This is a genomic window from Chitinophaga oryzae (assembly GCF_012516375.2).
Lineage (GTDB): Bacteria > Bacteroidota > Bacteroidia > Chitinophagales > Chitinophagaceae > Chitinophaga > Chitinophaga oryzae.
Genome location: NZ_CP051204.2, coordinates 6,351,928 through 6,374,795, shown reverse-complemented (window position 1 = coordinate 6,374,795; position 22,868 = coordinate 6,351,928). Strand labels below are relative to the sequence as shown.

General features: G+C 51.1%; 3 protein-coding genes. All 3 read left to right on the top strand.

The features are described from left to right. The first annotated feature begins 5 nt into the window (after positions 1-5). From HF324_RS24985 to HF324_RS24975, 3 genes are read left to right on the top strand one after another with little or no spacing between them, the layout of a single operon-like run. Positions 6-7,505 (top strand): non-ribosomal peptide synthetase, encoded by a 7,500-nt coding sequence (locus HF324_RS24985; RefSeq protein WP_168861086.1) that lies wholly within the window; start codon positions 6-8, stop codon positions 7,503-7,505. Beyond that, a complete protein-coding gene (locus HF324_RS24980; RefSeq protein WP_168861085.1) occupies positions 7,502-15,739 on the top strand; it encodes a non-ribosomal peptide synthetase in 8,238 nt (2,745 codons plus the stop codon). Before HF324_RS24985 ends, HF324_RS24980 begins: the two co-directional genes overlap by 4 nt. 32 nt (positions 15,740-15,771) lie before the next feature. Further along, the gene (locus HF324_RS24975; protein WP_168861084.1) at positions 15,772-22,866 is read left to right on the top strand and encodes a non-ribosomal peptide synthetase; all 7,095 of its coding nucleotides are present in this window, start codon (positions 15,772-15,774) and stop codon (positions 22,864-22,866) included. Positions 22,867-22,868 lie beyond the last annotated feature (2 nt).

Sequence of the window (22,868 nt, the reverse complement as noted above, 5' to 3'; positions counted from 1 at the left end):
ATACCATGTTACCGTTCAACTTTGGAAACCTTACGTTGGTAGATGCTATTCTTGAGAGCATAAAAAACCCTGAAACCGGTATACTGTTTATAAAGCCAAACAGGAAAGAAGTATTTCTTTCTTATGCGGCCCTTTACCAAAACGCCTGCATGATGCTTTATCATCTTCAGGCTCACGATGTTAAAAAGGGAGACGATATTATCTTCCAGTTAGACGATAACGAACATTTGTTATGTTTATTCTGGGCGTGTTTGTTAGGAGGTATACGGCCCATTCCTGTCTCTTTTTCAAATCAGCAGAATTTTCTGCAAAAGGTGGTGAATATCCGCAAAACTCTCAATGGGGCCGCCGTTGTTGTGGAAAAAAAGAATAGCGTCATCCTGTATGATTTTTTTCGGCAGGAGACAGATACTGCCAATAGTTGCCATGATGGAGTGTTAATTTATGAAGACCTGGCTGCTGATGCTCCGCAAGGAGATGCGGCGACAATACTGCCGGCAGATATTGCGTTTATTCAGTATTCATCAGGATCTACGGGCACACCGAAAGGAGTGGTGCTTACACATGCCAATCTTATTGCCAATGTTACAGATATTATAGATAGATCGGCCATTACAGGCGCAGATGTTCAGCTTAGCTGGATGCCGCTTACACACGATATGGGAATGATCTGTTTCCACCTGGCGGGAATAGTGGCAGGTATCAATCAGATACTGATGCCGGCAAACCTTTTTGTAAAGGATCCGTTATCCTGGATGGAATTAACTCATAGAAAAAGAGCCACGCTTTTATATTCTCCCAATTTCGGTTACCATTACCTTACGGCTGCAATGGACGCTGGAACGGATTATGGATGGGACCTGAAGTGCATAAGGTTGATCTATAATGGTGCAGAACTTATTTCAGAGGAGGTGGTGGGTAATTTTATGCGTGCGTTGTCCCGTTATGGACTTGCTGAAAATGTCATGTATCCTGGTTATGGTTTGGCGGAGGCCTCCGTTTCCGTATCGCTCGGTACTCCGGGTGAAACGCCGGTATGGGTGCTGGTAGACAGGCGTAGCCTTAATACCGGCGAACGTGTTGTTTTTCCTCCGGAAGAAGAGGCCGGCAGCGGATTTAATGTGAAGTTTGCATCACTGGGTTATCCAATGAGGACCTGCCGGTTGCAGGTATGCGCAGATGATGATAAGGTACTACCGGATGACTGCGTTGGTCATATTCAGATAAAAGGCGATAATGTCACCGACGGGTATTATCATAATGAAACAGAGACCCGTAAAAAGTTCACCACAGACGGGTGGCTAAGAACAGGAGACATCGGCTTTCTGCATAAGGGAAGGCTTGTTGTTATTGGACGTTACTCCAATATTATCATTATAAACGGCCAGAACTACTACCCGGAAGATATCCAGCGGATAGCCGATAAAATACTGGGTGATAAGCCGGGAAGATGCGTGGCCGCAGCTTACAGGGAAATCGGCGACCCAACTGATAAGCTCATCCTGTTTGTTGTTGTAAAATCCAGTCTTGAAGCATTTGCAAAAAATGCGGCTGTACTCCGGCGGCGGATGTCAGAAGAAGCGGAACTGGTTATTCATGATGTCGTTCCTGTCAGGAAGATCCCGAAAACGACCAGTGGGAAAATTCAGGTGTTTCAGCTCCTGGAAAACTTTCGTAGCGGCGTTTATCATAAAGATCATACCCGGCTTGTTTCACTGATGGAGCAAGAGAATAATGACCTGCTGGCACCGGGAAGTATCAGCGCGCTATTTGAAGAGGTAACCGGCAAACGACCACCGGATATAGATGCCGATATTTGGAACACAGGTCTGAATAGCTTACACGCGGTTTCATTTGCCAGCCGGTTAGGCGCAAAATTCGGGGTAAGCGTAAAGATAAGCGATCTGTTTATCCATTCCACGTTTGCGGCTATCGGTAGGTTTGTTCAGGGAGCGGAGCGCTGTGATGGTCCCGATATACCGAAAAGCCCCCTTACTGCCAGCTTTCCATTGTCAGAAGGACAAAAAAGATTATACCACTTTTATCAGCTGAGAGGACAGGCGTTTAACAACACTATCTTACAGATAGCAGAAGTGAGCGGTGAGCTGGATATATCTTATCTGGAGAAAGCGTTACAATATCTGATCAACCGGCATGAAAGTCTGCGTACTGTGTTTACAGATGACGACGGAGAAGTGCGCCAGAATACCAGAGAGAAGAGAGAACAGTCTTTTACGCTCAAACTGATGGATCTTACCCGGAATACAGCAGTTGCGTGCTCCGATGCAATATGGGCTGAGCAGCAGGTACCTTTTTCGCTGGAAAAAGGCCCGCTGCTGCGGGCTGTACTGATCCGAACCGCGGCTGACCGTTACACCTTTTTACTGCATGTGCATCATATTATTGCTGATGGATGGTCGGTCCATTTGTTACAGGAAGAGCTGCGGGAAATATATCTGCAACTGACAGAAAAGGGAAAGGCTGAATTGCCTCCGCTGAAAATACAATACAGGGATTATGTCCATTGGGAGCGCCACACTCCCGGCACCGCTGCGTCGAAGGACTATTGGCTGAATGAAATGAAAAATTTTGAAGCATACACGGCATTGCCTGCTATCGGTACGCCTGGTAATAGCTGCTGGAGTAGCGTGTATTCAGATACCTGGAGCGGGGAAACGTTACAGCAGCTTAAAATGGTATGCCGGAAAGCAGGCGTTACCCTTTTTATGGGCATTAGTGCGGTGGTCAGCGCGGCATTGCATTATTTCACAGGAGACACAAACATCTGGATGGCCACCAGTGTCGCCGGCCGGGAACATGAAACACTGGAAGCGCAGTTTGGCTTTTATCTGAAAACACTGATCATCGGTATTTCAGTGGAGAAGCACGACACCTACCAGCGTTTATTGGCAAAAACCAGAGACAAGATAGTAAGCGGATTTCGACACCAGGATTTTTCTTTTGAAGCGCTATTGCGGGAATTGCCCTACAGCCAGCGGCAAAAGCTTTCAGGATTCGGTGTACTGCTTATACTGCAGAATTTCAAAGGGCTCACACGTACTGAGCAGTGGGGCGGAAAGCTGAAATTTACACGGCAAACTTCTGCTGCCGCACCTGATGTGGCAGACCTGCAACTGGAATTTGTAGAGATGGATGAAGAGCTGGAGTTGAATGTGATATACAACCCACAGCGGAACAGCGAACAGCAGATCATCGCTTTTGTAACCTTACTGCGTCGCCTTGTCGCTCAGGCAGCAGAAAACCTGGAAAATCAGGTGAGTGGTATATGCCCGCTTTTACCAGCTGAAATCATCCATCTCAGGCAGCTGGGAACCGGGCCGAAGTATGCCGTTGTTCAGCCCTCGGTAGTGCACATGCTGGTTGATACTGCTGCCAGTCGTCCGTCACATACGGCAATAAGCTGTAATACGGTAGTATTGACGTTTGACGCTTTTGAGAAAAAAAGCAATCAATTGTCAAGATACCTGAAAGGCGCGCTCGGTGTTGGAAAAGAAGAGGTGATCGCCGTATGTGTCAGTCGGGATGAACGCCTGCCGGTAATACTTACAGGCATCCTTAAATCCGGCGCGGCATTTTTGCCTATAGATAAAGATACTCCTGCCCATCGTGCTGTCTATATGTTATATGACAGTCAGGCCAGATTGCTCATAACAGATGAATTTATCGACGGCTGGAATGGTATGCAATTACTAGGAACGACGCTTTTTGCGGCATCCGGCGATTATCCCGGTACCATGCTGCGCGCATTGCCTGATGCTGCTGATCTGGCTTATGTGCTCTATACATCAGGGAGCACCGGAGAACCCAAAGGCGTTGCTGTGACGCATGGGGCTCTGGTTGATTATGTGACCACCTTCAACGGCTTTTTTAAATTGACAGCAGCGGATATAATGGTCCAGCAATCGTCAATAGCTTTCGATACCTCTCTGGAGGAAATTTTTCCGGTGCTCGCTGCAGGCGGCAGGTTGGTGATATTCCCGGCGGGAGGCCGTAATATTGAAGGCCTGTGCGATGTTATGAACCGTGAACACATCACACTGTTGAGCACCACGCCGCTGGTACTCAGAGCGCTGAGTGGGTTGCACAATGCTTGTCAACTTAAACTGAGGGCTGTTATCAGCGGGGGGGATCGATTGCATCATGCTGATATTTCAGGCCTGGCAGACCATATACCCGTCTATAATACCTATGGCCCGTCGGAAACTACTATCTGTGTGAGCTTTGTGAGAGTTGAAAGAGGACATACGGCGATCCCTATCGGAAAGGTGATTAATAATCATGTGGCTTATATTCTCAACAAAGATCAGCAGCTGCTGCCACTGGGGGCTGTCGGGGAATTATGTATCGGGGGCGCTGGTGTTGCCAGAGGATATATTAACAAACCAGCATTAAATACGGAAAAGTTTGTTGAGAGTCCCTTCGATCCCGGCCAGCGGTTGTACCGTACCGGTGATCAGGTGATGTGGCTGGAGGATGGTAATCTGCAGTTTATCGGAAGACAGGACTCGCAGGTAAAGGTAAACGGGCATAGGATTGAACTGGGGGAGGTAGAGAAGACCATTCTGAAGTTCGATGGTGTTGAACAGGTGGCGGTACTTTTTGAATCTGCCGCTGGCCATCTGGTTTGTTATTATAGTGGTACTGTTGAAGTGAAGATGCTGCAGGAGTATCTTGCCCGGATGTTACCATATTACATGCTCCCTCATTATTATCATCAACTGCATGACTGGCCATTGACGGTCCAGGGTAAAACAGACCGGATGTACCTGCTTGGAATAATGAATGATATCATCGCCAGGCCTGTGTATGAACCTCCTGTTACCGCTATGGAACGAGCGATAGCCTCGAAATGGGAAGAAGTGTTGGGGACTGCCGGTTTTGGTGTTAACGATAATTTTTTTGCACTTGGCGGAGATTCTTTCAAAGTACTCAGGATTATCAATTGGTTGAAGAATACCTGTTGTGTAAATATCTCTTTTATAGACTTTTTCAACAGGCCTACTATCAAGTGGCTGGCTGCCAATGCTGATACGTCTCCGGCCGGTATGATGGCGATCCCGCCTGCACCAGCCGGCGATCCTGCGCCATTGTCCTATGAGCAGGAGCGGCTTTGGTTTTTACAACAGCTGTATCCGGAAGACACCTCTTATAACATGATGGGGGTTTACCACCTGAAAGGCGTGGTGGACGTCCCATTGCTGGAGGAGAGCATATCGCAGCTGTTGTTGCGCCATGAGGTGCTTCGCACCAGTTTCCCCAGCCGCAACGGTATCCCGTACCAGCAGGTAAATGAGGCGCCGTCTTTCCGAATAGTGGTCCGCGATATCAGTGCCGCCGAACTGCCTTCGCTGGTGGCAGCGGAAAGCCGTCATGTATTTGACCTGGAAAAGGATTTGTTGTTCCGTGTCTGTTTGTTCCGGGAAGATGAACAAACCAGCCATCTCTGTTTCAATCTTCATCATATTATCCATGATGGCTGGTCTGTCGGGCTGCTGGTGCGGGAGTTGACGGATATATACCGGCGCCTGCAACAAGGAATGTCTGCCGGTCCTGTGACGCATTTGCAGTACCGGGATTTTGCCTGTTGGCAGCGGAGTGAGTGGCCGTTGCATCGCAGGGAGCCAGCGATGGCCTACTGGGCAGAGCGGCTGCGTGACATACCCACAGAGATACCGTTACCTGCAGACCGTCCGCGGAGTACTTTCAGCGGCCGCGGCGGAGAAATAATACAGGTGCCCGGGCGTGGGCTGCAGGAGTCGTTGCAGTCGTTCAGCACGCGGGAGGGCTATACGCCGTTTATGGTGATGCTGGGCTGTTTTCAGCTGCTGCAGCACCGTTACAGCGGTTCTGCTGTTTTATGCGTGGGCACCACGCTGGCCAACAGGCTGCATCCCCAGCTGGAGCACATGCTGGGCATGGTGGTGAATACGCTTCCCGTGCGCAGTGATGCGAACGGAGACGAAACGGTCCGTCAATACCTGGACCAGGTGCGGGCCCGCAGCCTTGAGGTTTATCATTATCAGGACACGCCGTTGTCACAGCTGGTGGAGATGGTGCAACCGGACCGCAGCCTCCGGCATACGCCGCTGTTTCAGACGATATTTAATTTTCTGGAGGAGGAAAAGGAGCAGTTGTGCCTTCCCGGGCTGGAGGTTGTCCGGGAGGCGGTACATAACGGGACGGCAAAGTTTGATCTGAGCCTGACGGTGCAGCGTGGTGCAGACGGCCTGCTGCAGTTACACTGGGAATACAGCAGTGATCTGTACGACCGCAGTAGCGTGGAGCGGATGTCGGGCCATTATGAGCGGCTGTTGTCAGCGATGCTGGCTGCGCCGGCATCACCGGTAGGCGATCTGGTATATCTTTCTTTGGAAGAACAGCGCCAGCTGGCGGATGACTTTGGCCGCGGTCCGGCGGTAGAACTGTCGCCGTTATTGTTGCATGAACTGTTTACACAACAGGCAGCCCTGCACCGTGACAGCATCGCAGTCAGTGCAAATGATATCAGTGTAAGTTACGGGCAACTGGACAGCCGTTCAGACCTGCTGGCAGCCTGGCTCCGGCATGATTGCGGCGTTGTGCCGGGGCAGCTGATAGGCATCTGGATGGACAAAACGGAATGGCCGCTGGTGGCGATGCTTGGCATCCTGAAGGCCGGCGGGGCGTATGTGCCACTGGACCGGGACCATCCGCGGGAGCGGCTGGATTATATCATCAGGGACACGGCGATGAAGGTGGTACTGTGCGACCGGGCCGTGGAAGATGCGTTTGACGGGAGCGGGTTAGAAATAATCGATATGCCTGCTCTGTGGCCGTCGATACTTGCCGGCGCCACTGTTGTTGCCCCGGTAAGGCGTCATCAGGGACAGGCGGCCTGCGTACTGTATACCTCCGGGACGACAGGCAGGCCGAAGGGCGTGCATGTGCCCCACGGAGGACTTGTCAACACAGTATTGTACGGCCCCGGGGAGCGTAGGGCGGGTGAGCGCGTGTTGCAGTTTGCCAGCCTGAATTTTGATGTTTCCATCTATGAGATTTTTATAACGTGGTCCTCCGGAGGAACGCTGGTGATTGCCAACAGGTCGCTGGTGCGTGATATTGACCGGTTTTGTGATGATATTACCCGTCGCAATATCACCTTTTTGATCCTGACAGCTTCGGTGATCCGCTTGCTGAACCGTCATGCTCTGCCTACTGTAGGGCAGATGATATCCACCGGTGAGGCAGCTGAGCCGGCAGATGCTGTTTATTACAGTAAGACCAAACGTTTTTATAACGCCTACGGGCCCACGGAGTGCTGTATTTATGCTACCGCACATGAAGTAACGGATGAACAGCCGGTTGTGCCTATAGGCAGGCCGCTGGCCAATAATCATATTCAGATAGTTGACAGCCGCGGGCAGCTGCAGCCGGTAGGAGTTACGGGAGAACTGTATGTGTCGGGGGCGGACTGGCGAATGGTTACCTTAATGACGCTGCCTTGACGGCAGACCGTTACGTAAAAGGACTGAATGGGCAGGGCCGCAGTTACCGTACGGGAGATTATGCCTGTTGGGGCCCTGACGGCACCCTTATCTATCAGGGCCGTCGGGATGCGCAGGTGAAGATCCGGGGATACCGTATAGAACTGGGGGAGATACAAAAGTCCTTGCAGGAGGCTGGCGTGATGAGCAGTTACGTCCAGGTCCGCCATCAGGAGCTTGTAGTGTATTACCAGGAGGCTGACATAGCGGTGGCAGATCTTCGCGGCCGCCTGTTGGAACGGCTGCCGCTTTACATGGCGCCGTCGCACTATATCTGTGTGGATACCTTTCCGTTGAATACGAACGGCAAGATAGACGCTGCCCGTTTACCTGCGCCGCATTACGACGGTACTTTGTCACAGCAGGAGCTTTCTGTTACGGCTTCTTTGCTAAAAGGGATCTGGATGCAGCTGCTGGGCCGGGAAGACATAGGCTTAAACGATGATTTTTTCCGGCTTGGCGGCCATAGTATAACAGTGATGCAGCTGTTATATCGTATTCGGGAAGTGTTTAATGTGAGCCTGGAAGTACGGTCGGTTTTTAAATATGTAACATTGTCGCAGCTAAGCGATCATATTGATGAACAGGCGGGTAATGCTGCCACTGTCAGCATGATGACTATCCCTGCTGCGCCGGCAGAGGATCCTGCGCCATTGTCCTATGAGCAGGAGCGGCTTTGGTTTTTACAACAGCTGTATCCGGAAGACACCTCTTATAACATGATGGGGGTTTACCACCTGAAAGGCGTGGTGGACGTCCCATTGCTGGAGGAGAGCATATCGCAGCTGTTGTTGCGCCATGAGGTGCTTCGCACCAGTTTCCCCAGCCGCAACGGTATCCCGTACCAGCAGGTAAATGAGGCGCCGTCTTTCCGGATAGTGGTCCGCGATATCAGTGCCACCGAACTGCCTCCGCTGGTGGCAGCGGAAAGCCGTCATGTATTTGACCTGGAAAAGGATTTGTTGTTCCGTGTCTGTTTGTTCCGGGAAGATGAACAAACCAGCCATCTCTGTTTCAATCTTCATCATATTATCCATGATGGCTGGTCTGTCGGGCTGCTGGTGCGGGAGTTGACGGATATATACCGGCGCCTGCAACAAGGAATGTCTGCCGGTCCTGTGACGCATTTGCAGTACCGGGATTTTGCCTGTTGGCAGCGGAGTGAGTGGCCGTTGCATCGCAGGGAGCCAGCGATGGCCTACTGGGCAGAGCGGCTGCGTGACATACCCACAGAGATACCGTTACCTGCAGACCGTCCGCGGAGTACTTTCAGCGGCCGTGGCGGAGAAATAATACAGGTGCCCGGGCGTGGGCTGCAGGAGTCGTTGCAGTCGTTCAGCACGCGGGAGGGCTATACGCCGTTTATGGTGATGCTGGGCTGTTTTCAGCTGCTGCAGCACCGTTACAGCGGTTCTGCTGTTTTATGCGTGGGCACCACGCTGGCCAACAGGCTGCATCCCCAGCTGGAGCACATGCTGGGCATGGTGGTGAATACGCTTCCCGTGCGCAGTGATGCGAACGGAGACGAAACGGTCCGTCAATACCTGGACCAGGTGCGGGCCCGCAGCCTTGAGGTTTATCATTATCAGGACACGCCGTTGTCACAGCTGGTGGAGATGGTGCAACCGGACCGCAGCCTCCGGCATACGCCGCTGTTTCAGACGATATTTAATTTTCTGGAGGAGGAAAAGGAGCAGTTGTGCCTTCCCGGGCTGGAGGTTGTCCGGGAGGCGGTACATAACGGGACGGCAAAGTTTGATCTGAGCCTGACGGTGCAGCGTGGTGCAGACGGCCTGCTGCAGTTACACTGGGAATACAGCAGTGATCTGTACGACCGCAGTAGCGTGGAGCGGATGTCGGGCCATTATGAGCGGCTGTTGTCAGCGATGCTGGCTGCGCCGGCATCACCGGTAGGCGATCTGGTATATCTTTCTTTGGAAGAACAGCGCCAGCTGGCGGATGACTTTGGCCGCGGTCCGGCGGTAGAACTGTCGCCGTTATTGTTGCATGAACTGTTTACACAACAGGCAGCCCTGCACCGTGACAGCATCGCAGTCAGTGCAAATGATATCAGTGTAAGTTACGGGCAACTGGACAGCCGTTCAGACCTGCTGGCAGCCTGGCTCCGGCATGATTGCGGCGTTGTGCCGGGGCAGCTGATAGGCATCTGGATGGACAAAACGGAATGGCCGCTGGTGGCGATGCTTGGCATCCTGAAGGCCGGCGGGGCGTATGTGCCACTGGACCGGGACCATCCGCGGGAGCGGCTGGATTATATCATCAGGGACACGGCGATGAAGGTGGTACTGTGCGACCGGGCCGTGGAAGATGCGTTTGACGGGAGCGGGTTAGAAATAATCGATATGCCTGCTCTGTGGCCGTCGATACTTGCCGGCGCCACTGTTGTTGCCCCGGTAAGGCGTCATCAGGGACAGGCGGCCTGCGTACTGTATACCTCCGGGACGACAGGCAGGCCGAAGGGCGTGCATGTGCCCCACGGAGGACTTGTCAACACAGTATTGTACGGCCCCGGGGAGCGTAGGGCGGGTGAGCGCGTGTTGCAGTTTGCCAGCCTGAATTTTGATGTTTCCATCTATGAGATTTTTATAACGTGGTCCTCCGGAGGAACGCTGGTGATTGCCAACAGGTCGCTGGTGCGTGATATTGACCGGTTTTGTGATGATATTACCCGTCGCAATATCACCTTTTTGATCCTGACAGCTTCGGTGATCCGCTTGCTGAACCGTCATGCTCTGCCTACTGTAGGGCAGATGATATCCACCGGTGAGGCAGCTGAGCCGGCAGATGCTGTTTATTACAGTAAGACCAAACGTTTTTATAACGCCTACGGGCCCACGGAGTGCTGTATTTATGCTACCGCACATGAAGTAACGGATGAACAGCCGGTTGTGCCTATAGGCAGGCCGCTGGCCAATAATCATATTCAGATAGTTGACAGCCGCGGACAGCTGCAGCCGGTAGGAGTTACGGGAGAACTGTATGTGTCGGGGGGCGGACTGGCGAATGGTTACCTTAATGACGCTGCCTTGACGGCAGACCGTTACGTAAAAGGACTGAATGGGCAGGGCCGCAGTTACCGTACGGGAGATTATGCCTGTTGGGGCCCTGACGGCACCCTTATCTATCAGGGCCGCCGGGATGCGCAGGTGAAGATCCGGGGATACCGTATAGAACTGGGGGAGATACAAAAGTCCTTGCAGGAGGCTGGCGTGATGAGCAGTTACGTCCAGGTCCGCCATCAGGAGCTTGTAGTGTATTACCAGGGGGCTGACATAGCGGTGGCAGATCTTCGCGGCCGCCTGTTGGAACGGCTGCCGCTTTACATGGTGCCGTCGCACTATATCTGTGTGGATACCTTTCCGTTGAATACGAACGGCAAGATAGACGCTGCCCGTTTACCTGCGCCGCATTACGACGGTACTTTGTCACAGCAGGAGCTTTCTGTTACGGCTTCTTTGCTAAAAGGGATCTGGACGCAGCTGCTGGGCCGGGAAGACATAGGCTTAAACGATGATTTTTTCCGGCTTGGCGGCCATAGCATAACAGTGATGCAGCTGTTATATCGTATTCGGGAAGTGTTTAATGTGAGCCTGGAAGTACGGTCGGTTTTTAAATATGTAACATTGTCGCAGCTAAGCGATCATATTGATGAACAGGCGGGTAATGCTGCCACTGTCAGCATGATGACTATCCCTGCTGCGCCGGCAGAGGATCCTGCGCCATTGTCCTATGAGCAGGAGCGGCTTTGGTTTTTACAACAGCTGTATCCGGAAGACACCTCTTATAACATGATGGGGGTTTACCACCTGAAAGGCGTGGTGGACGTCCCATTGCTGGAGGAGAGCATATCGCAGCTGTTGTTGCGCCATGAGGTGCTTCGCACCAGTTTCCCCAGCCGCAACGGTATTCCGTACCAGCAGGTAAATGAGGCGCCGTCTTTCCGGATAGTGGTCCGCGATATCAGTGCCGCCGAACTGCCTTCGCTGGTGGCAGCGGAAAGCCGTCATGTATTTGACCTGGAAAAGGATTTATTGTTCCGTGTCTGTTTGTTCCGGGAAGATGACCAAACCAGCCATCTCTGTTTCAGTCTTCATCATATTATCCATGATGGCTGGTCTGTCGGGCTGCTGGTGCGGGAGTTGACGGATATATACCGGCGCCTGCAACAAGGAATGTCTGCCGGTCCTGTGACGCATTTGCAGTACCGGGATTTTGCCTGTTGGCAGCGGAGTGAGTGGCCGTTGCATCGCAGGGAGCCAGCGATGGCCTACTGGGCAGAGCGGCTGCGTGACATACCCACAGAGATACCGTTACCTGCAGACCGTCCGCGGAGTACTTTCAGCGGCCGCGGCGGAGAAATAATACAGGTGCCCGGGCGTGGGCTGCAGGAGTCGTTGCAGTCGTTCAGCACGCGGGAGGGCTATACGCCGTTTATGGTGATGCTGGGCTGTTTTCAGCTGCTGCAGCACCGTTACAGCGGTTCTGCTGTTTTATGCGTGGGCACCACGCTGGCCAACAGGCTGCATCCCCAGCTGGAGCACATGCTGGGCATGGTGGTGAATACGCTTCCCGTGCGCAGTGATGCGAACGGGGATGAAACGGTCCGTCAATACCTGGACCAGGTGCGGGCCCGCAGCCTTGAGGTTTATCATTATCAGGACACGCCGTTGTCACAGCTGGTGGAGATGGTGCAACCGGACCGCAGCCTCCGGCATACACCGCTGTTTCAGACGATATTTAATTTTCTGGAGGAGGAAAAGGAGCAGTTGTGCCTTCCCGGGCTGGAGGTTGTCCGGGAGGCGGTACATAACGGGACGGCAAAGTTTGATCTGAGCCTGACGGTGCAGCGTGGTGCAGACGGCCTGCTGCAGTTACACTGGGAATACAGCAGTGATCTGTACGACCGCAGTAGCGTGGAGCGGATGTCGGGCCATTATGAGCGGCTGTTGTCAGCGATGCTGGCTGCGCCGGCATCACCGGTAGGCGATCTGGTATATCTTTCTTTGGAAGAACAGCGCCAGCTGGCGGATGACTTTGGCCGCGGTCCGGCGGTAGAACTGTCGCCGTTATTGTTGCATGAACTGTTTACACAACAGGCAGCCCTGCACCGTGACAGCATCGCAGTCAGTGCAAATGATATCAGTGTAAGTTACGGGCAACTGGACAGCCGTTCAGACCTGCTGGCAGCCTGGCTCCGGCATGATTGCGGCGTTGTGCCGGGGCAGTTGATAGGCATCTGGATGGACAAAACGGAATGGCCGCTGGTGGCGATGCTTGGCATCCTGAAGGCCGGCGGGGCGTATGTGCCGCTGGACCGGGACCATCCGCGGGAGCGGCTGGATTATATCATCAGGGACACGGCGATGAAGGTGGTGCTGTGCGACCGGGCTGTGGAAGATGCGTTTGACGGGAGCACAGTGCTCGTGCCGGATATTTGCCAGGAATGGAGCAGAATTAGTCAGCAGGAACGTCCGCAATTGGTTATGCAGGCAGGAGACAATGCAGCCTACGTTATTTATACATCCGGCACCACAGGTAACCCTAAGGGTGTGTTGGTGAAACAGCGGGGAGTGGTAAACATGGTATTATCCCAGATAAACGACAGAAAGATAGGTCCGGCAGACAAAGTGTTGCAATTTGCCAGCTTGTCTTTTGATGCGTCAGTAGACGAAATATTTACTTCCTTGTTGTCCGGCGCACAGCTGGTAATGGCTTCAAAAGAAGAAATGGCCGACATGGAAGGGTTTAGGAAAAAGTTGTTGAGGACTGGTGTTACAACGATGGTGCTTACGCCTACGGTGATCAGCGCATTTCAACAGGACCCCTTACCCTCTGTTAATAAAATCGTTTCGGTGGGAGAAGCCGCTTATAGCGAAGATGCCCTTTTCTATAGTAAGACAAAGCACTTTTATAACGCCTATGGGCCTACGGAAGCATCTGTATGTACAACGCTGTTCAGGGTAAGTGCAACAGAGGAGTACCATGGAACAGTACCAATCGGAACGCCGGTTGCCAATACGCGGGTGCTGATTCTGGACCGGCGTGGCATGCTTCAGCCGCCGGGTGTTACAGGTGAACTGTATATATCAGGCGAAGGATTGGCAGCCGGTTACCTCAACGACGCAGTGTTAACGGCAGACAGGTACATGGATGATCTCAACGGACGGGGGCGTTGGTATCGGACAGGAGATTACGGATACTGGCGGGCGGACGGTGTTATCGTTTATCAAGGCCGTCGGGACACGCAGGTGAAGATCCGCGGTCATCGTATTGAGTTGAAGGAGATATACAGCGCGCTAAGGGAGGTAACATCCGGAGATCCCTATCTGATGGTAAGGGAAGACGAGATTGTGGTATACTATACCAGTTTTGCAGACTCCGTGGCCTTCATCCGGGAAAAGCTACTGGAGCGCCTGCCGCTGTATATGGTGCCATCACATTATATACAGCTCACATCTTTCCCGCTGAACACCAGTGGAAAAACGGACCATTCACGCCTGCCCGCTCCCGTATACGAGGCCAATACAGAAGAAGGGGAGGCTATGTCAGCGACTGCATTGCGTTTACGGGACATATGGGAAGGGCTGTTGAAGGTCTCTGGCATCGGGATGACAGATGATTTCTTCCGGCTGGGAGGACACAGTATCACCGCGATGCAGTTATTGCATCGTATCCGGGAAACATTCGGCAAAGCTCCGGAAGTGCGGCACATCTTTAAATACACCACGCTGGGGCAGCTCAGCCGGTTTATCGACCAGATGGAGGCGAAGCAATATCTCCGGATCAAAGTGGTTGAAGAACAGGATCATTATCCGCTTTCATTTGCGGAAAGACGGTTGTGGCTTGCGGACCAGGTCGAGAAGGACAATATCGCCTATAATATTGTACATGTCTACCAGTTAAAGGGAACGGTTGATAAGAACAGGCTGGAACAAGCGTTTGAAACAGTTGCAGACAGGCATGAAATACTCAGAACTGCTTTTACCATTGTGCATGGCGAGCCCCGGCAGCGGGTACTGGAAAAAGAGCGGAGGCATTTTTCAATACGCTATATTGATTTTAAAAATGTAGCGAATGACAGTCCCGGGCAGCAACTTGCAGAGATAATATCGGGTGAACAGGCGATTAATTTTGATATGAGCACCGGCAAACTGTTTCGTGTCAGTGTCGCCACGGAGCATGATCAGTTACATTATATTGTTTTTGCCATTCATCACATCATCACCGACGGCTGGTCGATGAGTAATCTGTTCAGGGAAATCAGCGCCGTATATAACGACGAAATATCGTTGCTGCCATCCCCGTCACTGCAGTATAAAGATTATACCATCTGGCATAATGAATTCGTTTACGGACCTGCTGCAGCTGCGGAAAGCCGCTACTGGCGAGGCAGGCTCTCTGGAGAGCTGCCGCGACTGCGGCTGCCGGTCGATTTCGAACGGCCCCATGAAAGAAACTATCAGGGCTGTCTTATAAAAACGGTGTTTGAAGACCTGCATTGTGCACGTGTGTACAACCAGTGTAGCAGTACCGGCGTTACTTTTTTCATATACAGTATCTCTGCTGTAAAACTGCTAATGTATCTGTTGACGGAACAGGAGGACATCATCATCGGTAGCCCGGCATCAGGCCGTACAGACAAAGCATTAGAGAACCAGATGGGATTTTATGTAAATATGCTTCCGCTACGGACAAAATTAACCGGAGAAGACACATTGCAGCAGTTTATTGGAAAGACGAAGGTGACCTGTATGGAAGCCTATCAGCATCAAAACTATCCTTTCGACAGAATAGCGGAGGATCTGGACCTGCAGCTGGATGATAAACGTTTCCCTTTGTTTGATGTAATTGTTAATCTGGGAAACTTCGAAAGTACAGACAGCGAAGATAGCGTCCGCGGGCTGCTGATACAGGCCCACGACGTCCTGGAGAAAAGGACGAATTTTGATTTGAACTTTTCATTCCGGGAAACAGGCGGCAGGATAACACTGGACCTGATTTTTAATAAAGAGCTGTTTGCGGAATCCACTATACTGCTGATGAGCAGATATTTAACTGCAATAATGAATGTTATGTCTGAAAATCCGGAACTGAAGGTGAGGGAACTGGCTGACGAAATATTTAATACATCCGGGAGCGGTGCAGATGCTGATCTCTGGGGCCTGGACATCTGACAGGCCTCCCGGATAACCTATATAACTATGTTATGAATACAGTATATAATAACCAGGAAGGAAAAGAAGCGGAGCTGTACTGGATCAGAAAACTTGTCAAACTTCCATTGCAGCCGGGGATGTTGCCCGCTTGTAAAAAAGAAACCCTGCAACAGGTGACGGTAGCGCTGCCGGATACTGTTTTTTCAGCTATTGTTGAAAAATTTGGCAAAGGCAGGGAAACGGGCCGGTTTCTGCTGTACGTGTCGGCACTGGGGATGCTTTATGAAAGATATACCGGTGTCGCAGACCCGATTATTGCCACACCGGCTTTCCGAGGCCACACAATGCCGGAGGAGGGCGGCCTGCTTTTCCTGAGAACGCCTGTGGCCGGAGAGGAGACCGTTCGCAGTTACATCAAGGCCATGCAGGCAGAGTTGATGAAAAGCCTGCAATATGCCAAATACGATTTTGCAAGCTTCTATAGCAGGTATTTACTTAATCAGGGAGAGAGCGACAACTTATGTAATATTGGTGTTTACTATAACCAGGTGAATTACCCATTTGATGAAGGTCCTCCCTTTTTGTTGCGCCTGTTGATAGATGAGCAGCCGGGGAGAGCAATGTTAACGTTTGAGTATGATGGGGATACCTTGTCCGGCCAGCTGCTTCACCTGCTTTCAACAAACTTTGTCTACCTGCTGGAACTGATCCTGGGCAATATGGAGAAAGCGGTGGGAGCATTGCAGCTACTCCCTGAAGCACACACGGCAATGATTAAACGGTTTTCCGGACCACGTTGTATTTATCCGTTAGACAAATGTGTGACTGCATTGTTCCTGGACAAAGTCAGTAGTCAGCCAGACAGCATTGCGGTTGAATTTGAGGATGTGTTTCTGACTTATCGGAAGCTGGATCAATTATCCGATAATCTGGCGGAGAAATTGGCCACCACCAAAGGATACCAGCCCGGATGCATGATAGGAATGTCTTTGGGCCAAAGTGAAATGCTGGCGATTGCAACCATGGCAATACTAAAATGCGGGGGCGTATTTGTACCTATCGATCCGTCTATGCCGTCACAACGGAAGCTTGCTATTCTGGAAGACAGCGCCTTGTCTATATTGATCACAGACAGCGAAGGGGCGGAGGTGGCTGCAGGTGCGCCCAATTGCACCGTGCTGACGCCCGAAACAGGGGAGCTGAACCTGCCGGTTTCGTTTGAGTGCGTTGATCCGCCGTTGGACAGTGCTGCTTTTGTAGTATATACCTCCGGCTCTACGGGCAGGCCTAAAGGAATTATTCAGACCCACAAATGTTTGCTCAATGTTGTTGTGCAGCAGGCGTTGTTTGGAGGGCTGGAGAATGGGTTAAGGGTGCTGCAATATTCTTCCATCGGTTTTGACGTGTTTGTGGCACATGAACTTTTTTTCTCCCTTTTATCCGGAGGTACGCTCTGTATTATAAGTGAGAAGGAAAAGTATAACCTGGAACGGATGAAGCGGATGCTTCATACCCGACAGATTGAGTGGTTGTTATTACCAGGATCGGTACTTAATTTACTGTCAGAATCGGCAGCACTTTTTGCGGAAAGCAGTGCACTGAAACATATTGTATCTGCGGGAGAACAACTGGCGCTTTCCGGTACGCTAAGGAACCAGCTCGCCAACAACAGGAAAACATGGCTTCATAACTTCTATGGGCCTTCTGAAACACACAATGCATCCAACTACTCGCTGGCGACAAAAGACCTGAATACAACACGCATACCCATTGGAGTGCCTGCAGTCAATACCAGGATTGAGATATTGCAGCCTTCCATGCGGCCCGCTCCGATCGGTTGCTGGGGAGAAGTATTTATTTCCGGTGCAGGGATGGCGATAGGTTATCTGAATGATCCGACGATGACAGCCGAACGTTTTATTACCCTGGAAGCAGGAGGAGACGTGGTATACCGGACGGGGGATATTTGCCGATGGCTTCCTGACGGCAATATCGAATTCTACGGACGGGTAGACAGACAGGTGAAGATACGCGGGCAACGTATTGAATTATCAGAGATAGAAGATGTGCTGCTACGTCATGAGAAAATACGGCAGGCGGCAGTCGTATGCCTCGGCAGTGGTGATGATAAGCATCTTGTGGCCTATATCGTCCCTGAGACATCAATTGATGCAGGCAACGTTTTCCGGGAATACCTTAGCCTTCATTTGCCGGCCTATATGGTGCCCGGGTATTTTATGGTGCTGCAACAACTTCCACTGAATCAAAACGGCAAGGTAGACCATCGCCGGCTGCCGGAGCCGGTACGGCAGGCTGAAAACACAGCTGTGATACCTCCTGCCGGCGAGACGGAGTGGATGTTGTATGAACTATGTAAAGAAATATTACATATAGATGGATTTTCCATAACAGACAATTTCCTGAACCTTGGAGGAAATAGCCTGAAGGCGATGAAGCTCACTACCCGCATATTTCAGCAAACGGGAGCGGAGGTATCCGTCCGCAGGGTGTTTGAAAGTAAGTCGCTCCGAGAGCTGGCCTCCGCTGTGTCCACAGAAAAGGCGGCAGGGACGGAACCGCTCAACGCTGTGGAAGAACAGGACCATTACCCGCTTACGCCCGGGCAGTTGCATCTGTTTGTTGCCGACCAGATGGATACCTCGGCGAAAGCCTATCATCTGTCCAACTGTTATGAGTTAAAGGGAAATATCAATATTCCGGCACTGGAGCGTTCCCTGAACCGGTTGGTTCAACGCCACGAAGTGCTGCGCACAGGCTTTGTGGTAGTGGATCATGTTCCCCGGCAAAAAATATCTCCGGAACTGGTATTGAAATTGGAGGAAGACTGTTCGTTGCAGGGGCAGTTTACTCAGATGGAAGAGCTTATAGCTGCCATATTGAGCAAAGAAAGCGCGATTGCTTTCTCAGTGTTCAATCCTCCTCTGGTCCGCGCCGTTATTTATAAAGTTACTGACGGTCATTTTCTTTTTTCGCTTACCCTGCACCATATTATTTGCGACGGATATTCGCTCAATATACTATTTGATGAATTGCTGGCCGGATATGCAGCCGATTGCATGGGCCGGGCAGCGGTGGCCGGGCCGCCACTGAAGGTCCAGTACAAGGATTATACCTGTTGGTTTAAAAGGCGCCTGGATGAAGGCCGGCTGTCGCGGCAGCGGGATTTCTGGCTGGCGTTGCTGAAAGACCATGGCAGGGTATTAAACCTTCCGGCCGACTATTCGCGGGGAGCCATGCGATCATACAGAGGGGATGTCGCAATGGCTGTAATAGACAGCGCTGCGATGGATGGCCTGACTGCTATTTGCAGTGAGAACAATGCCACTTTGTTTATGTCGCTGATTGCACTGGTAGATATACTATTGTATAAATATACGGGACAGACAGACCTGACAATAGGTGCCCCAATGGCTTCAAGGAATATGCCGGAACTGGAGGGGCAGATCGGATATTATGTAAATATGTTGCCTCTTTCCATTCAGATAAATGGAAATATGTTTTTTCAGCAGTTGCTGGACGAAGTAAAAGCAGTTGTATTGGACGCATTTGAAAACCAGGAATATCCTCTTGACGAAGTGGTAGACAGTTTGCCGGGAAAGGCTGAGAGAGGTTGGTCTTCCCTGTTTAATGTTGCGGTGATCCTGCAGGATGGGGAACGGGAAGAGAAAGGTGATGTGGCGGGATTTAGTTACGCGGCAAAACAATACGCTTCCGGCACTTCAAAGTTTGACCTGACTTTTAATTTTGTGAAAACGGGCAGTGGGATCAATATCTGTCTGGAATACGAATCAAGTCTGTTTAAACCTTCCCGCATTGCCCGCCTGCTCCGGCATTTTCTGGTAATTCTGAATGCTGTTACGTCAGACAGCAGGACCAGCATTGGTGGCATTAACTACCTTACGGCTGAAGAACGTGCTGCACTGGGCGCTGCAGAAATACACCGGACGAAAAGATTGCCGGCTGACAATATCGTATCTGCCTTTTGCCGGCAGGCAGATCGCCACAGGAACAGTATTGCGTTGGAGTATATGGATGCCGCCTTTAGCTATGGTTATCTGAACGAGCTGTCAGACAGGCTGGCAGCTTATCTGTTAAAGGAACTGTCGGTGTCAAAGGGAGATATTGTGGCGCTGTCGGTTAGAAGAAGTGAGGAGCTGGTCATTGGTATGCTGGGTATCCTGAAGGCCGGCGCCGCATACATGCCTGTGGATCTTGGTTACCCGGCAGACCGTGTACGGTACATGCTTCGCGAGAGTGCCAGTACAGTTTTCCTCCTTGGGAACGGCGATACTTTTACTGACCCGGACAACAACCGCTGCAGGATGGTGAAGATCGGTCACTGTCTTGCCTATTCGGAGGATGTGATGTTGTCGGCTACGCCGGCTCCCGACGACATGGCCTGTATCATTTATACATCAGGGTCAAGCGGCTTTCCCAAAGGGATTGTCATCGAGCACCGTAATATACTGAATTTGGCAGATGACGCTTGTGTCATTCCTCTTGATAACTGCTCACGCTTTCTGCAAACCAGTTCGGCGGCCTTTGATGCGGCCACTTTTGAAATATGGGCTCCCCTGTTGCATGGCAGCCGGCTTTATATTGTCCCGGCTGAAGAACTATACGATATGGCTTCCCTTGGCCGGCAAATCAGAAAACTTGATATTGACACTGTTTTTCTGATCACAGCCTGGTTTAATACCATTATCGCGACTGCCCCGGAAGTGCTGGCCACTGTCGGCCATTTGTTGGTAGGTGGGGAGATGAACTCTCCCTGGCATATGAACAAGATGGTAACGGAACTACCAGGAGTGAATTTTTTGCATCTGTATGGGCCGGCTGAAAACACTACCTATTCTACCTGCTATAAAATAACAACTACACATGCTGATAATGTGCCGGTGGGAAAACCTTTATCAAACTGCGGAGCAATAATCCTCGACCAGGATATGCAACCCTGTGCGCCGGGAGTGGAGGGCGAAATATTTATTTATGGTGACAGTTTAGCCCGTGGATACCTGAATGATCCGGAGTTGACAGCTTCGAGATTTATTCATATGCCACAGTATAACAATGTGAGAATGTATCGTACAGGTGATATCGGGAAGCTTACGGAAGACCATCAGGTCGTTTTTGTCCGCAGGGAAGACGGTCAGGTCAAAATCCGCGGCCACCGGATAGAGCTGCAGGAAATAGAGCTTGCCCTCATAAAGGCAGGAAGCATAAAGGAGGTACTGGTAATGCCCAGGGAATTCCGTAACGGAAAGGAACTGGTGGCATACTTTGTTGCAGAAAAGGACAGACTGAGCGTCGGCGAGGTCAGGGAAGCGCTGTCCGGAGTAATACCGGCCTATATGGTCCCGGATCATTTTCTGCAAATAGACAGTTTTCCCCTGACGAGAAACGGGAAAATCGATAAACATGCGCTTGCCGGAATTCCATTGAAGGAAAAAGAAAAGAAGGCCCTGGCCCCGGCACGGACACAGGAAGAGGAAATCCTGAAAGGTATTTATGAGAAAGTATTGCATGTTGCCGAAACAGGGCTGACTGATAATTTCTTCGAATCCGGGGGAAATAGCTTAAAAGCCATTCAGTTGGTTTCACATATTCAGCAGGTGTTTGATAAAAAAATTTCCCTAAGCCAGATATTTCTGCATCCTACCGTTAAAGAAATAGCAGGGATCATCGCTGCTGCGCGCCATGGACGAGAAGAACAGGTGACAGCCATAGAAGAGCAGGACTACTATGAAATGTCTCACTTTCAAAAGGGCCTCTGGGTGGCAGACCGGCTTGATAACGGGCAACTATCCTACAACGTCCCGGTGGGCTACCGCCTGACGGGCTCTCTCAACCGGGAAGCGCTGGAGAAGGCTTTCCGGGCATTGCTTGAAAAACATGAAATATTGCGAACTATATTCGTCAGCCGTAATGGGTTGCCATATCAACGGGTACTCGATCCACAGGCGGAACAGTTCCGGCGATCATTTTTTGTCTACGATGAAAATAAAACAGCGGCAACAGCAGCAGCGCTGATGGAAAGGCATGTGCATGATATCTTCGACCTCCAGCTCGGTCCGCTAATGAAGGTTATCGTATATGTGTTGGGAACAGATGATCATCTGCTGCTTTTTAATATACACCATATCATTACAGATGGTCATTCAATGGACCTTTTATTGCAGGAAATATGTACGCTTTATAACATCTACCAGCAGTCGCCCGATAGCCAATATCTGCCGCCGGAGCTTCAGTACCGTGATTTTTCGGCCTGGCAGAACCGGCTCCTTGATGCAGGAAGCGGCAAGGATATGCGCTCATTCTGGCTGGAAATGTTTAATACCATCCCGGAAAGATTGAAGTTTCCGGTAGATTATCCGTGGGGACATGTTGACCAAAAGCCCCGGGGAGATTTTATCGTGCAGGAAATAGATGATGAAGTAGTGAAGGTATTAACAAATATCAGCCATGAGTCAAACGCTTCCTTGTTTATGACATTGATGGCATGTATGTCGGTATTGTTTCATAAGCAGACGGGACAGTGTGATTTCGTAATTGCCGTACCGGCTTCCATTAAGGATTTTGCAGAACTGGACGGACAGCTCGGCAGTTATTTAAACAATTTGCCAATAAGGATCATCGTCGATAAAGACGAATCCTTCGCTGACTTGTTGGCACGGGTGAGGGGCATTGCCCTGAGAGCTTACGAGCACCATCACTATCCCTTCGACAGGCTGGTGACAGATCTGCGGCTGACAAGAGAAAGAGGCAGGTATCCGCTGCTGGATATTGTCATGCTGCTGGAAAGCAGTGAAGAAGCTGATCGGTACCCCAATATGCAGGGACTTCAGCTGGAAGCACTCGATACCGGTTATCATGTCAGTACGGTTGATTTCCGCTTTGCTTTTTCTTACACCGGGTCCCGGCTGCGGCTTTATTTTGACTTTAATGCAGGCCGCTATAACAGGCGCCGTATGGAGGAATTGACAGAACAGTTCATGAAGCTGTCGTATATGCTTTCGTCAGAGCCACAAAAAATAATTGCGGATATCCAGGTGGCAGACGACGGCCTTAGCCGGACAGCGGGCACGCAAATAACCACCAGCTTTAACTTCGATGACGGAAACTGAGT

Bases quoted from the DNA above. Each gene is read 5' to 3' on its own strand.
- HF324_RS24975 (WP_168861084.1), top strand. From the start codon at position 15,772: ATGAATACAGTATATAATAACCAGGAAGGAAAAGAAGCGGAGCTGTAC.
- HF324_RS24985 (WP_168861086.1), top strand. From the start codon at position 6: ATGTTACCGTTCAACTTTGGAAACCTTACGTTGGTAGATGCTATTCTT.